Below are 13,033 nucleotides of genomic sequence, written 5' to 3'. Positions count from 1 at the left end.
CTCCCGCTCTCCCCCCCCCCATCTCCTCCCCCCCCCCCTCCTCTCCTCTCTTCCCTCTTCCTTCTCCGTCCTCCTCCTTCCCCCCCTCCCCCCCCCCCCCCCCCCGACCCCGGTCACCGCGGCGTCAGGCGGTCACGAGCACGCGATGATCTGCCGGTCGCGGTCGGCGAACTGGATCGCGAAGTACCCGTAGCCGTAGCCCGGCACGTTCTGGCAGCCGCTCTCGCGTCCCGAGGACGGGAGGCGCACCCGGAAGCTGTGCGCGTCGGCGCACTTGTTCCGAACCGTGTAGATGATGCTCGCCTCGTCCCCTCCGGCGTTCACTCCGGCACGGACCCCGCAGAACCCCGGATCCGCCGAGGCCGTCGTGGCGGGAGCCGCGACCGAGACGGTCAACGCCAGCCCGGCCGTGACCGCGCCGACGGCCGGCGTCCGGCCGATCGCCATGCTTCGCACCCTCATGTACCGTCCGTTCTCCCAGTGGGTCTGTTCAGTGCGTTCACGGATGTGCGGCGGCTAGCAGGTGCGGACCTCCCACCACGTCGTCTCGCCCATGTACGTGTACGAGTAGCTCTCGTACGGGTCGATGGTCGCGCAGAACGTGGACCTGCCGATCTCCGGGAAGTAGACCTTGAACGCGTGGGCCTCACCGCACTTGTTGCGGACGCGGTACGCGTACAGCGCGGCGCTGGGGACGATCGCAGTCGCCTGTCCCGGGGTTATCGACACAACGGAGCCCGACTGCAGAGCCCGACACAATCCCTCACTCCGTAATAGGCTGGAAGCATCCAGCCCGTTACCGATCCCTTTGGAAGGACCGCCGTGGAGCTCGCCTCGTACGCCGATCTCGCCGTTCGGCTGGTGAACACCGAGGAACCCGAGCGCGGCACCGACACGCTGACCTCGGTGGACGCGGTGCGCACCCTGTTCTCCGACTCCTCCCGGGCCGCCGCGCTGGCCGACGAGTCCGACGTGCCCCGACTGCGGGGCGTGCGGACCAGGCTGCGCGGGGTGTTCGAGGCCGCCGCCGAGGGGGACGAGGTCCGGGCCGTCGACCTGCTGAACAGCCTGCTGATGGAGTACCCCGTCAGCCCGCTGGTGTCCGGGCACGACCACCTGGACGACGCCGGCCGGCCGCGCTGGCACCTGCACCTGGCCGACAACTCGCCGACCGCCACCGCCCACTTCAGCGCGGTCGCCTGCATGGGCCTGGCCGTCCACCTCACCGAACTGGGCGCCGACCGGCTCGGCATCTGCCAGGCCGCGCCCTGCCGCAACGCCTACCTGGACACCTCGACCAACCGCTCCCGCCGCTACTGCTCGGACCGCTGCGCGACCCGCGCCAACGTGGCGGCCTACCGGGCCCGCAAGCGCCAGGAGGCCGAGGCGGCGCTCAGCGCCGGGCAGTAGGCCTCAGAGCCCTTCGACGAAGACCCCGAGACGGCGGGCCAGGCCCGGCACCCGGGCCAGCCGGGGGCTGAGCAGCAGCCGCTCCAGCCGGCGGCCCGGCGCCAGCCAGGCCGGGCTCGGGCGCAGCCGCAGCAGCACCCGGCCGAGCACCAGGTCGTCCGGGACCGGGCCGTAGCTGCGGCTGTCGCTGTCCACCGGCCGGTTGTCGGACAGCAGCCACCAGCCCTTCGGGCGGCGCTCGGCCGCCCGCTTCACCACCAGCAGGTCCTGCTGGAGGGGGTGCCGGAACAGCACCACCGCGCCCGGCCGGATCGGCGCGCCGTAGCGGACCAGCAGCTGGTCGCCCTCGCGCAGGGTCGGGACCATCGACGGGCCCGCCACGTCGACCAGCCCGAACGGCACCACGCCACCCCCCGCACCGCCCTGCGGCTCCGCGCTCCGCGCCACGACTCCTCCTCCTGGACCAACCGCACCCAGTCTGCCGCACGGACCGTCATCCGTTCGATGTCCGGATTACCCCGGTTCCGGGTCCGCCTTTCGCCCTAGGCCCACCGCCCGATCGCGAAACCCGGGGGGCGGAAGGGTAATCTCGGGCGCGGGAAGACGATCTAAGGAAGGACTCCCATGTTCTCTCGTCTGTTTGCACCGCGTGCCACCGCTCACGCCCACTGCGACCTGCCCTGCGGCGTCTACGACCCGGCGCAGGCCAAGCTTGAGGCCGAGTCGGTCAAGGCCACCCAGGAGAAGTACCAGGCCAACGAGGACCCGCACTTCCGCGCCCGCGCCATCATCATCAAGGAGCAGCGCGCCGAGGCCGTCAAGCACCACATCTCGGTGCTGTGGAGCGACTACTTCAAGGCCCCGCACTTCGAGAAGTACCCCCAGCTGCACCAGCTGATCAACGACACCCTGAAGGCCGCCTCGGCCGCCAAGGCGTCCACCGACCCGGCCACCGGCCAGGCCCTGCTGGACCTGATCGCCGAGGTCGACAAGATCTTCTGGGAGACCAAGCAGGCCTGAGCCTGACGCGTCGCCACCCGGCCGCCCCCGTCCGCCCGTCGGACGGGGGCGGTCGTGCGTTCACGCCCGATCCATGCCAGGTAAGGGTTGCCTGGCCTGAGTGGCTGTTATGCTGCCAGGGCGTCCGAGGGGGAAGTCCGGTGTGAATCCGGCGCTGACCCGCAACGGTGAGCGCGGCCCCGGGGGCACCCCCCGCGTCCGCGCCAGCCCGATCGCCCTCGGCCGCTGAACTCCCGACAACTCGCCGTGGACTGCGAGGGGAAGGCGCCCGGGCACGCCCCCGGCCGGCGCCCGCCCCGGCACGCCCACGGCCCGAGGCAAGGCGCGATCCTCTCGTGGACAGCAGTTCGCCCGCTCGCCGAATACCCACGCTCCCACTCGCCGTCGGCCTCGCCGCCGCCCTGCTGCTCTCCCTGGTCTCCGGGGTCGCGCTCGGCGCCTCCGGAATCGAACTCCCCCGCGTCCTGCGGCTCCTGGGCGCCGGACTGACGGGCGGCCGGCTGGACGCGAGCGAGGCGGCCGGGTACGCCATCGTCTGGGAGATCCGGCTGCCGCGCACCGTCCTGGCCGCCGTGGTCGGCGCCGGACTCGCCGCCACCGGCGTCGCCGTCCAGGCGCTGGTGCGCAACGCGCTCGCCGACCCCTTCGTCCTCGGCATCTCCTCCGGCGCGGCCGTCGGCGCCAACGCCGTCCTGTTGTTCGGCGCCTTCGCCTCGCTCGGGGTGTGGGCGATCTCCGCCTCCGCCTTCGGCTCCGCGCTGGTCGCCATGACGCTGGTCTACCTCGCCGCCCGCACCGCGTACGGCCTCACCCCGCTGCGCCTGGTGCTCACCGGCACCGCCCTGTCCTACGGCTTCTCCGCCGCCACCACCCTGATGGTCTTCGCCGCCGACCGCGGCGAGGCCGCCCGGGACGCGATGATGTGGCTGCTCGGCAGCCTCGGCGGCGCCACTTGGGGCTCGGTGCCGATCGCCGCCTGCACCGTCCTGGCCGGACTGGCCTACCTCGGCTGCGCCGCCGGGCGGTTGGACGCGCTCGCCATGGGCGACGAGACCTCCGCCTCGCTCGGCGTGGACCCTGACCGGCTGCGCCGCGAACTGTTCACGGTGACCGCCGCCGTCACCGGCACCGTGGTCGCGGTCAGCGGGGCGATCGGCTTCGTCGGGCTGCTGATGCCGCACCTGGCCCGGATGCTGGTCGGCGCCGGACACCGCCGGGTGCTGCTGATCGCCCCGCTCGCCGGGGCGCTCCTGCTGGTCTGGGTGGACATCGCCTCGCGCACCCTGCTGGCACCCGCCGAACTGCCCGTCGGGGTGTTCACCGCGGTCCTCGGGGTGCCCGCCTTCCTACTGCTGATGCGCCGTCGCGGCACCGCCCTCGGGGGTGCCCGATGACGGCCCTGACCGATGTGACGGACGCCGAGGACCTCGCCGTCGACGCCGTCTCGGTGGAACTGGCCGGCACCCGGCTGGTCCACGAGGTGCACCTGAAGGCCGCCGCCGGCCAGGTGGTCGGCCTGGTCGGACCGAACGGCAGCGGCAAGTCGACCCTGCTGCGCTGCGTCTACCGGGTGCTGCGGCCGGCCGGCGGGGCCGTCCGGCTGGACGGCGACGACCTGCACGCGCTCACCGCGCGCCAGGCGGCCCGGCGGGTGGCCGCGCTGACCCAGGAGCACTCCGTCGGGTTCGACTTCACGGTGGCCGAGGTGGTCGCCATGGGCCGGCTGCCGCACCGCCGCGGCATGGGCGGCCCGACCGACGAGGACCGGCGGCGCTGCACCGAGGCGCTGCACCGGGTCCGGGCCGGGCACCTCGCCGAGCGCGGCTTCCTGAGCCTTTCCGGGGGCGAGCGGCAACGGGTGCTGATCGCCCGCGCGCTGGTCCAGGAACCCCGGCTGCTGGTGCTGGACGAACCCACCAACCACCTGGACATCGCCCACCAGTTGGAGGTGCTGGCCCTGGCCCGGGAGGCCGGGCCGACGGTGCTCACCGCGCTGCACGACCTCAACCTGGCGGCGGGCCACTGCGACCTGCTGTACGTGCTGCGGGCCGGCCGGATCGTGGCCTCCGGGACGCCCCACGAGGTGCTCCGACCCGCCCTGCTGGCCGAGGTGTTCGGCGTCCGGGCCACCCCGGTCCGGCACCCGGACACCGGCGCCCTCCAGCTGCTGTTCGACCGCCTCCCCTGAACCACCCGAAGACCGCTCCGATCCGAAAGAAGTGACATGCGCACCAAGGCCGTTGCCACCGCCGCCCTGCTCACCCTCGGACTCACCGCGTGCGGCGCGGAGATCGCCCCCACCGCGGCCACCACCGCCTCCGCCCACTACCCGGTGACCGTGGACGACTGCGGGGAGAGGCTCACCTTCGCGCAGAAGCCCGCCCGGGTGGTGACCAACGACGTCAACACGGCCGAGCTGATGTTCTCCCTCGGCCTCGCCGACCGGATGGCCGGCTACGTGATGCCCGACGACAAGGGCCGGGTCGACAAGGTGGCCTGGCAGGACGGCTACCAGCAGACCACCTGGCTCTCCAAGAAGGTGCTCACCAAGGAGATCGCGCTGGACGCCGGGGCCGACCTGGTCTTCGCCGGCTGGCACTACGGCTTCGACGAGGGCAGCGGGGTCACCCCTCAGGCGTTCAAGGCGCTCGGCGTCGACTCCTACGTGCTCAGCGAGTCCTGCCGTCGCGGCAGGGGCACCGAGCGCGGGGTGATGGACCCGCTGGAGGCGCTCTACACCGACCTCGCCAACCTCGGCGAGATCTTCGACGTCAGGGACCGCGCCGACCGGCTGGTCTCCGACTTCAAGGCGAAGATCGCCGCCGTCCCGCAGCCGGAGCACCGCCCGTCCGTCTTCCTGTACGACAGCGGGCAGGACAAGCCTTACACCGCCGGGAAGTTCGCCGCCGCCAACCAGATCATCGACAAGGCCGGCGGGGCCAACATCATGGGCGACCTCGCCGACACCTGGGTCACCGCGGGCTGGGAGAGCGTGGTGCGGCGCGACCCCGAGGTGATCGTGATCAACGACTACGCGACCCCGGGCGCCGAGGAGAAGCGGAAGTTCCTCAAGTCGTTCCCGCCGCTGGCGGGCGTCTCCGCGGTCAAGAACGACCGGATCGTGGTCATGGGCTACGTCGACCTGGTCGAGAGCCCCCGCAACCCGGCCGCGATCAGCACCCTGGCCGACTACCTGTGCACCGTCCCGGCCCGCTGACCGGCCCGGATCGAGCCGCTTCCGATCGGGTCCGCCGGGCGTACGCTCAGAGGTACGAGCCGACGGACCCGACCGGAGGAGCGAGATCATGACCACCATGGCGGCGCCGTCCGCCTTCGACACCCGGGCCCTGCGCGAGGGCATCGAGCGCTGCGACTCCGAGGCCCTGCTGGCCCTGTACGCCGAGGACGCCGAACTGCGCGTGGTCGACCGCAAGACCCAGCCCAGCCACCCCCTGGTGATGCACGGACGGGACGAGATCGGCGCCATGCTGAACGACGTCTACGGCCGCGAGATGACCCACAAGCTGGAACAGGTGGTGGTCCAGGGCGACCACGTCGCCTTCCTGGAGTCCTGCCGCTACCCCGACGGCGTGCGGGTGCTGATGTCCTCGATGGCCGACCTGCGGGACGGCCGGATCGTCGACCAGACCTCGATCCAGGCCTGGGACGAGAGCGGGCCCGAGCAGTAGGCTCGCGGCATGATCCGCACCGCCGTCGTCACCGACGTCCCCGTCGTCCTGGCCATGATCCGCGAGCTCGCGGACTACGAGCAGGCCCCACAGGAGGCGGTGGCCACCGAGGAGCAGCTGCGGGAGGCGCTGTTCGGCGCCAACCCGGCGCTGTTCGGCCTGATCGCCGAGGACGACACCACTGGCGAGCCGGTCGGCTTCGCGGTCTGGTTCCTCAACTTCTCGACCTGGCGCGGCACCCACGGGATCTACCTGGAGGACCTCTACGTCCGCCCGGAGGCCCGCGGCGGCGGCCACGGCAAGGCGCTCCTGCTGGAGCTCGCGCGGATCGCCGTCGAGCGCGGCTACGCGCGGGTGGAGTGGTCGGTGCTCGACTGGAACCAGCCCTCGATCGACTTCTACAAGTCGCTCGGCGCAGTGCCGATGGACGAGTGGACCGTCTACCGGCTCACCGGCGAGGCACTGACCGCCGCCGGCAGTCGTTGAGAGTTGTTGAGAAGTCGCTGAACCGACCTGCGAGTAAGGGCAAAGCCCCTGCCACCCAGCGTCGCAATGCCTTACCATGAGTGACTCTCGCACCGGGGCGCGAAGCACCCGCGACGATGGCGGACCAGCGGCATCGACGCCCCTCCGTGGGGTAGCAACAGCGGTAGTAACAGCGGTAGCAAGGCCCCCCGGCGGGGGTACCAAGCAAGCACAGCGCGTCACCCAGGAGGCAAGGGTGTCCCAGATCGACAGCGATCTCGGAGTTCAGGACTTCGTGGAGGTCCGGCTGCCCGCGGCGGGGGCCTACCTCTCCGTGCTGCGAACAGCGACGGCCGGGCTCGCGGCCCGGTTGGACTTCACCCTCGACGAGATCGAGGACCTGCGGATCGCGGTGGACGAGGCCTGCGCCATCCTGCTCCAGCAGGCGGTGCCCGGCTCCGTGCTGTCCTGCGAGTTCCGCCTGGTCGGCGACTCGCTGAAGGTGACCGTCGCCGCTCCCACCACGGACGGCAGGGCGCCCGAACGGGACACCTTCGCGTGGACGGTGCTCTCCGCGCTGGCCGGCGAGGTCGACTCCTCGGTCGGCGAGGACAACACCGTGTCGATCAGCCTGCACAAGAAGCGCGGCGGGTCCGCCGCCCACTAGCCGGGCACCGAGCAGCACCCTGCAAGGGCCGTCCGTCGTTCCCCCACCGGGGCCCGGCGGGCGGCTCCCGGTACCGCCCTCCACGCGGTACGACCAACGAGACGATGCCGGGGCCGACGGCCCCGGTGCTCCCGGAACGGAACGGGGGAATGGCCGTGAGTGATCTGGACCGTACCGGCCTCGCGACGGCGGGCCCTGCCGTACCGACCCAGGCGAGCGTTCCCGGCCTCGCCGCCAACGACGAAGCGCACCCGAAGGACGCCCACCGGATGAGCCACCCGACCGAGCCGACGTCTGAGCCGACGCCCGCCTCCACGCCTCCGCCGGACCAGGCGGACGGGGCCGCGGAGCTGCACGGCGCCGTGCCCGCCCAGGGCTCGCACCGCACCGGCGCCCCGGACCGGGAGGCCGCCCGCGCGTTGTTCGTCCGACTGTCCGCACTGCCCGAGGGCTCCCCGGAGCGCGTCGAGCTGCGCAACCAGCTGGTGCGGATGCACATCCCGCTGGTCGAGCACCTGGCCCGGCGCTTCCGCAACCGGGGCGAGCCGCTGGACGACCTGACCCAGGTCGCCACCATCGGGCTGATCAAGTCGGTGGACCGCTTCGACCACGAGCGCGGGGTCGAGTTCTCCACCTACGCGACGCCGACCATCGTCGGCGAGATCAAGCGGCACTTCCGCGACAAGGGGTGGGCGGTGCGCGTCCCGCGCCGCCTGCAGGAGCTGCGGCTGTCGCTCACCACGGCGACCAGCGAGCTCTCCCAGCGGCACGGCCGCTCCCCCACGGTGCACGAGCTGGCCGAGCACCTGGGGATCTCCGAGGAGGACGTCCTGGAGGGCCTGGAGTCGGCCAACGCGTACTCCACGCTGTCCCTGGACGTGCCGGACAGCGACGACGAGTCGCCGGCCGTCGCGGACACCCTGGGCGCCACCGACGAGGCACTGGAGGGCGTCGAGTACCGCGAGTCGCTCAAGCCGCTGCTGGCCCAACTGCCGCCCCGCGAGCAGAAGATCCTGGTGTTGCGGTTCTTCCGGAACATGACCCAGTCGCAGATCGCCGCCGAGGTGGGGATCTCCCAGATGCACGTGTCCCGGCTGCTGGCGCGGACCTTGGCCCAGCTGCGGGAGAAGCTCCTGGTGGAGGAGTAGGACTGACGGCCGCCCAGCTCCTTCGAGCGGCCGCTCGGCAGGCTTCGGGCCCCGGCGGCCCTGTGCGCCGGGGCCTGTCTCTTGGGTTCTCGCGGACCCGGCAAGGACCCGAGAGACAGGCCCTTAGCCCTCGTGCTGCGTGTACAGGGCCGCCGTCGACTTCGGGTTCAGCAGCGAGCCGATGCCCACCAGGCCGAGCAGGCCGACCACCGCGCCGACCACGATCATCGCGCCACCGCTCTGGATCATGTAGTACGCGACCGGCAGGCAGATCGAGTTGGTCAGCACGGCCGGGCTGCGACCCCAGCGGCGCTCCTTGAGCAGCGCGCGGGCGGCCAGCATCGGCAGCACGCCGAGCAGCACGATGACCAGGCCGCCGAACTCGTTCAGGGCCAGCTGCTTGGCCTGGCCGGACAGCGCGGACACCATGTCCGAGACGCCGACGACGGCCAGCGCGGCGCCCTCCAGGGCGGTGATGGCGGCGCCCAGGGTGAGCGAAACCGGGCGAGCGGGTGCGGGTGCGGGGGTTTCTGCGGTCACTCCAGCAGGGTAGCCGCCGGTTGGTCCGTACCGACCCGTAGGCTTTCCCCATGCGCGCTCTCCTGGTCGTGAACCACAAGGCCACCACCACCAGTGGCCGGACCAGGGACGTGCTGATCCACGCCCTGCGCAGCGACCTCAAGCTGGAGGTCGCCGAGACGCAGTACCGGGGCCACGCGCGCGACCTGGCCCGTGAGGCGGCGCAGGACGGCACGGTCGACCTGGTGGTGGCGCTGGGCGGTGACGGCACCGTCAACGAGGTGGTGAACGGGCTGCTGGCGCACGGCCCGGGCGAGAAGGTCCCGCGACTGGCCGTGGTGCCGGGCGGTTCGACCAATGTCTTCGCCCGCGCGCTGGGCCTGCCCAACGACCCGGTGGAGGCCACCGGTGCCCTGCTGAACGCGCTGGAGCAGGGGCAGGAGCGGCCCATCGGGCTGGGCAAGGCGATGACCGAGGGCCTGCCGGACCGCTGGTTCACCTTCACCGCCGGCCTCGGCTTCGACGCCGGGGTGGTCGGCCGGGTCGAGGAGCAGCGCCGGGCCGGGCGCAAGTCCACCCACGCCCTCTACGTGGGGCAGGCGATCCGGCACTACTTCACCCAGCGTGAGCATCGCCGCAGGGGCCCGGTGACCCTGGAACTGCCGGGCCACGAGGCCGCGCCGGGCCTGGTCCTGGCGATAGTCAGCAACACCTCGCCGTGGACGTTCCTCGGCAACCGTCCGGTCTACCCCTCGCCGCTCGCCTCCTTCGACACGGATCTGGACGTCTTCGGAATCACCGTGATGACGGCGTTCGGTACGGCTCGAACGATCCGTCAGATCCTGCGGTCGTACGCGCCTTCGAGTGACGGCGCCCCGGCGGCCGGTCCGTCCGGGAAGCACGTCGTCTCCTATCACGACGTCAGACACTTCACCTTGGTTTCGCAGGAACCCGTCCCGTTCCAGGTGGACGGGGACCATCTTGGAGACCGGAGTCGCGTCAGTTTCACAGGCGTACGGCGGGCACTGCGTGTGATTGTGTGACCGGAAGTGGGGTTCACCCTTCTTCTCGAACGCACAAGCCCCCTTCACTCCATAGAAGTACTGGCTGTGAGCTAGGCGACACCGAAGAATCAAAAATTCCTCCCCGAAGGGGGTTGTATCCGAGCCCGAGGTTTGCGAACCTCTACATGGCGATCGGGACACATCGCAGCGACGGCGACTCCGGAACCACAGGAGCACCGACCGCGGGGTGTCCCTCGAATCGCCGAATCCCCCAAGCACAGACCACCCGGGCCCGGCGGGCCTTTGGTCTCTTTTGCTGTTGTGGGATTCGTGAAAGCGTTCACATTCACAAGCCATTCGATTATGCCGATCGGGCCACCCCCGCGGCAGGAGGAGTTGGACGACCATGGACTGGCGCCACCGCGCTGTCTGCCGCGAAGAGGACCCGGAGCTGTTCTTCCCGATCGGGAACACCGGTCCTGCTCTGCTGCAGATCGAGGAAGCCAAGGCCGTGTGCCGCCGCTGCCCGGTGATGGAGCAGTGCCTCCAGTGGGCTCTCGAAACCGGCCAGGACGCCGGCGTCTGGGGCGGTATGAGCGAGGACGAGCGCCGCGCGATGAAGCGCCGTGCCGCCCGCAACCGCGCCCGCACCGCCTGATCAGCCCCGTCTGATCACACGCCGTAGCACCAGCAGTAACCGCCGTACCGATCAACACATGATCAAAGGCTTCCCTGCACCTCCTGGTGAAGCCTTCCGCACAAAGGGCCTTGCCCGGCGAGGTCCTGCGACACCGGACCGTCCAGCCACTTGATACTGCTCACTGAGAGCAATATTGTGGAGCTGAGGCGCTCACCGTGTGCAACGCACAAGCGAGGTGTCGCACCACCCAGAGCCCCCGTTCCGGCCGACTCCCCCCGACGGCCGGAACGGGTTGAGAGGCCCTGTCGACCCACCCCCCCCCGGTCGACAGGGCCTCGTTTCTGTTTCCGCGCCCGTCCCGCAAGGGCTTGCGGAGTGCGCACCCGGCGCTTCCGCCGAGCGCACGCTCCCGCCGCGCGCCCCGATGCAACGAATCCCGGCGGGCCTCAGCGGACCGGGATCTCCAGGATCACCTTGGTGCCGCCGTTCGGGCCGGCCACCATGTCGAAGGTGCCGCCGAGCTCGCCGGTGGCCAGCGTCCGGACGATCTGCAGCCCGAGGTTGCCCGCCGTCTTCGGGTCGAAGCCCTCCGGCATGCCGCGGCCGTCGTCCTGCACCGTGATCAGCAGGTACTCCTCCGGCCGGGCGCCGCCGTTCCAGCTGTCCGACCAGCCCATGCCGGTCGCCGGGGCCCGTCCGCGCAGCGCGCTCACCTCCAGGTTCCCGGAGGCCGTCGGGCCGAAGGCGTGCTCCAGCGCGTTCTGCAGCAGCTCGGTCAGCACCATCGACAGCGGGGTGGCCACCTCCGCGGAGAGGATGCCGAAGCTGCCGGTGCGGCGGGTCGCGACCCGGCCGTCCTGGGACAGCTCCATCACCATCGCCAGCACCCGGTCGGCGATCTCGTCGAAGGCCACCTGCTCGTCCAGCGCCTGGGAGAGCGTCTCGTGCACGATCGCGATCGAGCCGACCCGGCGCACCGCCTCGTCCAGCGCGGCCCGGCCGGACTCCGACTCCATCCGGCGGGACTGCAACCGCAGCAGCGCGGCGACGGTCTGCAGGTTGTTCTTCACCCGGTGGTGGATCTCCCGGATGGTGGCGTCCTTGGTCATCAACTCGCGGTCACGGCGGCGCAGCTCGGTGACGTCCCGGCAGAGCACCAGCGAACCGGTCAGGGCGCCCTTGGGCTTGAGCGGGATCGCGCGCAGGGTCACCACTCCCCCCTGCGCCTCCACCTCGGTCTGCCGCGGCGCCCAACCGCTGGCCAGTTTCACCAGCGCCTCGTGGACGGCCGAGCGGGACGGCGGGACGAGGTCGGCGGTGGCCCGGCCGAGGTGGCTGCCGACCAGGTCGGTGGTGAGGCCGAGCCGGTGGTACGCGGAGAGGGCGTTGGGGCTGGCGTAGGTGACGACACCGTCCGCGTCCAGCCGGATCAGGCCGTCGCCGACCCGGGGCGCGGCGTCCATGTCGGCCTGCTCGACACCGGGGAACGGGAAGCTGCCGGCGGCGATCATCTGGGCCAGGTCGGAGGCGCTCTGCAGGTAGGTGAGCTCCAGCCGGCTGGGGGTGCGGACGGTCAGCAGGTTGGTGTTGCGGGCGATCACCCCGAGCACCTTGCCCTCGCGCCGGACCGGGATGGACTCGACCCGGACCGGGACCTCCTCGCGCCACTCCGGGTCGCCCTCGCGCACGATCCGCCCCTCGTCGAAGGCGGCGTCCAGCAGTGGACGGCGACCGCGCGGGACGAGGTGGCCGACCATGTCGTCATGGTAGGAGGTGGGCCCGGTGTTGGGCCGCATCTGTGCCACCGAGACGTAGCGGATGCCGTCCCAGGTGGGGATCCACAGCACCAGGTCGGCGAAGGAGAGGTCGGAGAGCAGCTGCCACTCCGAGACCAGCATGTGGAGCCATTCCACGTCGGCCCCGGTGAGGGTGGTGTGGCGGCGGACGAGTTCGTTCAGCGAGGGCACATGGCGAGCGTAGCGCCGCCGGTCGGGGCCGGGCGCGGCGGACCGTGCGGTGGCCGTCGCCGACCGTCCGAAGTTGTTTAGACCAATTTTCCGGTCGGCCTAGACAACCCAGATTGGTCTAGTCCACAATGGGAGGGCACCAAGGAGAGGTCCACCGCGCAACTGCCCTGACCGCGCGCGGCCTTCTTCTCGGTCGGACACCACCGAGCGAGGACCCCGCACAGTTCTCGGTCGACCCCGGTGCCCGACGACAGCTCCGGGCTGCGGTGCCGCATGGGTTGAGGGTCCCGTGTCGGCGCCGTGGCCCGTAGTGCTTTCCGGGCACCTCACCGTCAGCGGCGGGACCGTCGGGGCTCCCCCACCGAAACCATGTTCCGCCGCTCAAAGGGCCGGCCCGCTGTCCACAGCCTGTGGACGGGGGTCGGGTTTGTTCTGCTTTGTCCGTCCGTGGGGTTTTGTGGCCCTTTCGGGGGGCCCATGGGGGTTTCGGGTCTTGGCGCGGGG

General features: G+C 71.4%; 16 protein-coding genes and 1 riboswitch. Of the genes, 11 read left to right on the top strand and 5 right to left on the bottom strand.

What is annotated here, in order from left to right; all coding sequences use genetic code 11:
* Nucleotides 1-132: 132 nt before the first annotated feature.
* Together ACFQ87_RS32295 and ACFQ87_RS32290 are read right to left on the bottom strand one after the other, a co-directional pair.
* The gene (locus ACFQ87_RS32295; protein WP_380614418.1) at nucleotides 133-462 is read right to left on the bottom strand and encodes a hypothetical protein; all 330 of its coding nucleotides are present in this window, start codon (nucleotides 460-462) and stop codon (nucleotides 133-135) included.
* Between the two features lie 54 nt (nucleotides 463-516).
* Nucleotides 517-729, bottom strand: a complete 213-nt coding sequence (locus ACFQ87_RS32290; protein ID WP_380614417.1) for a hypothetical protein — start codon at nucleotides 727-729, stop codon at nucleotides 517-519.
* 93 nt (nucleotides 730-822) lie between these two features.
* Between ACFQ87_RS32290 and ACFQ87_RS32285 the strand changes: the two genes are divergently transcribed.
* A complete protein-coding gene (locus ACFQ87_RS32285) occupies nucleotides 823-1,410 on the top strand; it encodes a CGNR zinc finger domain-containing protein (RefSeq protein ID WP_380614416.1) in 588 nt (195 codons plus the stop codon).
* 3 nt (nucleotides 1,411-1,413) lie between these two features.
* On the opposite strand, the gene sodX is transcribed toward ACFQ87_RS32285, so the two are convergent.
* Nucleotides 1,414-1,776 (bottom strand): nickel-type superoxide dismutase maturation protease, encoded by a 363-nt coding sequence (sodX, locus tag ACFQ87_RS32280; protein WP_380614429.1) that lies wholly within the window; start codon nucleotides 1,774-1,776, stop codon nucleotides 1,414-1,416.
* A 258-nt stretch (nucleotides 1,777-2,034) separates the two neighbouring features.
* On the opposite strand from sodX, the gene sodN reads away from it, so the two are divergent.
* From sodN to ACFQ87_RS32240, 8 genes are all read left to right on the top strand, one after another.
* On the top strand, nucleotides 2,035-2,430 hold the full coding sequence (gene sodN / locus ACFQ87_RS32275; RefSeq protein ID WP_045699892.1) for a superoxide dismutase, Ni: 396 nt from the start codon (nucleotides 2,035-2,037) through the stop codon (nucleotides 2,428-2,430).
* Nucleotides 2,431-2,517: 87 nt separating this feature from the next.
* Nucleotides 2,518-2,669, top strand: a riboswitch (cobalamin riboswitch).
* Nucleotides 2,670-2,765: 96 nt separating this feature from the next.
* Nucleotides 2,766-3,824 carry a FecCD family ABC transporter permease gene (locus ACFQ87_RS32270; protein ID WP_380614415.1) on the top strand — a complete coding sequence of 353 codons (1,059 nt, stop codon included), beginning with the start codon at nucleotides 2,766-2,768 and terminating at the stop codon, nucleotides 3,822-3,824.
* A complete protein-coding gene (locus ACFQ87_RS32265) occupies nucleotides 3,821-4,618 on the top strand; it encodes an ABC transporter ATP-binding protein (RefSeq protein ID WP_380614414.1) in 798 nt (265 codons plus the stop codon). The genes ACFQ87_RS32270 and ACFQ87_RS32265 overlap by 4 nt, the downstream gene beginning before the upstream one ends.
* 36 nt (nucleotides 4,619-4,654) lie before the next feature.
* Nucleotides 4,655-5,647 carry an ABC transporter substrate-binding protein gene (locus ACFQ87_RS32260; protein WP_380614413.1) on the top strand — a complete coding sequence of 331 codons (993 nt, stop codon included), beginning with the start codon at nucleotides 4,655-4,657 and terminating at the stop codon, nucleotides 5,645-5,647.
* An 88-nt stretch (nucleotides 5,648-5,735) separates the two neighbouring features.
* Nucleotides 5,736-6,119, top strand: a complete 384-nt coding sequence (locus ACFQ87_RS32255) for a nuclear transport factor 2 family protein (protein ID WP_380614412.1) — start codon at nucleotides 5,736-5,738, stop codon at nucleotides 6,117-6,119.
* A 9-nt stretch (nucleotides 6,120-6,128) separates the two neighbouring features.
* Complete coding sequence (locus ACFQ87_RS32250) at nucleotides 6,129-6,605, top strand: GNAT family N-acetyltransferase (protein ID WP_380614411.1); 477 nt, start codon at nucleotides 6,129-6,131, stop codon at nucleotides 6,603-6,605.
* Nucleotides 6,606-6,840: 235 nt separating this feature from the next.
* Entirely contained in the window at nucleotides 6,841-7,251 is a 411-nt protein-coding gene (locus ACFQ87_RS32245) for an anti-sigma regulatory factor (protein ID WP_380614410.1), read from the top strand.
* A 269-nt stretch (nucleotides 7,252-7,520) separates the two neighbouring features.
* Nucleotides 7,521-8,399: an RNA polymerase sigma factor SigF gene (locus ACFQ87_RS32240; RefSeq protein ID WP_380614428.1), complete on the top strand. Its 879-nt coding sequence runs from the start codon at nucleotides 7,521-7,523 to the stop codon at nucleotides 8,397-8,399.
* A gap of 123 nt (nucleotides 8,400-8,522) precedes the next feature.
* Here ACFQ87_RS32240 and ACFQ87_RS32235 read toward each other — a convergent pair whose 3' ends face one another.
* Nucleotides 8,523-8,939, bottom strand: a complete 417-nt coding sequence (locus tag ACFQ87_RS32235) for a hypothetical protein (RefSeq protein WP_380614409.1) — start codon at nucleotides 8,937-8,939, stop codon at nucleotides 8,523-8,525.
* A gap of 50 nt (nucleotides 8,940-8,989) precedes the next feature.
* Here ACFQ87_RS32235 and ACFQ87_RS32230 point away from each other — a divergent pair, with 50 nt between their 5' ends.
* A complete protein-coding gene (locus ACFQ87_RS32230) occupies nucleotides 8,990-9,961 on the top strand; it encodes a diacylglycerol/lipid kinase family protein (RefSeq protein WP_380614408.1) in 972 nt (323 codons plus the stop codon).
* Between the two features lie 367 nt (nucleotides 9,962-10,328).
* Nucleotides 10,329-10,580, top strand: a complete 252-nt coding sequence (locus ACFQ87_RS32225) for a WhiB family transcriptional regulator (RefSeq protein WP_014138019.1) — start codon at nucleotides 10,329-10,331, stop codon at nucleotides 10,578-10,580.
* 428 nt (nucleotides 10,581-11,008) lie between these two features.
* Here the strand turns inward: ACFQ87_RS32225 and ACFQ87_RS32220 are convergent, their stop codons facing one another.
* Complete coding sequence (locus ACFQ87_RS32220; protein ID WP_380614407.1) at nucleotides 11,009-12,529, bottom strand: sensor histidine kinase; 1,521 nt, start codon at nucleotides 12,527-12,529, stop codon at nucleotides 11,009-11,011.
* Nucleotides 12,530-13,033: the final 504 nt, after the last annotated feature.

It is taken from the genome of Kitasatospora sp. NPDC056531 (assembly GCF_042794375.1).
In the GTDB taxonomy this organism is placed as follows: domain Bacteria; phylum Actinomycetota; class Actinomycetes; order Streptomycetales; family Streptomycetaceae; genus Kitasatospora.
Note: the sequence above shows the minus strand (reverse complement) of the source record. Positions and strands in the feature narration are given on the sequence as shown.

Excerpts from the sequence above, each read along its gene's own strand:
- ACFQ87_RS32295 (WP_380614418.1), bottom strand. The coding sequence starts at position 462 with ATGAGGGTGCGAAGCATGGCGATCGGCCGGACGCCGGCCGTCGGCGCG.
- sodX (WP_380614429.1), bottom strand. The coding sequence starts at position 1,776 with ATGGTCCCGACCCTGCGCGAGGGCGACCAGCTGCTGGTCCGCTACGGC.
- sodN (WP_045699892.1), top strand. The coding sequence starts at position 2,035 with ATGTTCTCTCGTCTGTTTGCACCGCGTGCCACCGCTCACGCCCACTGC.
- ACFQ87_RS32265 (WP_380614414.1), top strand. The coding sequence starts at position 3,821 with ATGACGGCCCTGACCGATGTGACGGACGCCGAGGACCTCGCCGTCGAC.
- ACFQ87_RS32260 (WP_380614413.1), top strand. The coding sequence starts at position 4,655 with ATGCGCACCAAGGCCGTTGCCACCGCCGCCCTGCTCACCCTCGGACTC.
- ACFQ87_RS32255 (WP_380614412.1), top strand. The coding sequence starts at position 5,736 with ATGACCACCATGGCGGCGCCGTCCGCCTTCGACACCCGGGCCCTGCGC.
- ACFQ87_RS32250 (WP_380614411.1), top strand. The coding sequence starts at position 6,129 with ATGATCCGCACCGCCGTCGTCACCGACGTCCCCGTCGTCCTGGCCATG.
- ACFQ87_RS32240 (WP_380614428.1), top strand. The coding sequence starts at position 7,521 with ATGAGCCACCCGACCGAGCCGACGTCTGAGCCGACGCCCGCCTCCACG.
- ACFQ87_RS32230 (WP_380614408.1), top strand. The coding sequence starts at position 8,990 with ATGCGCGCTCTCCTGGTCGTGAACCACAAGGCCACCACCACCAGTGGC.
- ACFQ87_RS32225 (WP_014138019.1), top strand. The coding sequence starts at position 10,329 with ATGGACTGGCGCCACCGCGCTGTCTGCCGCGAAGAGGACCCGGAGCTG.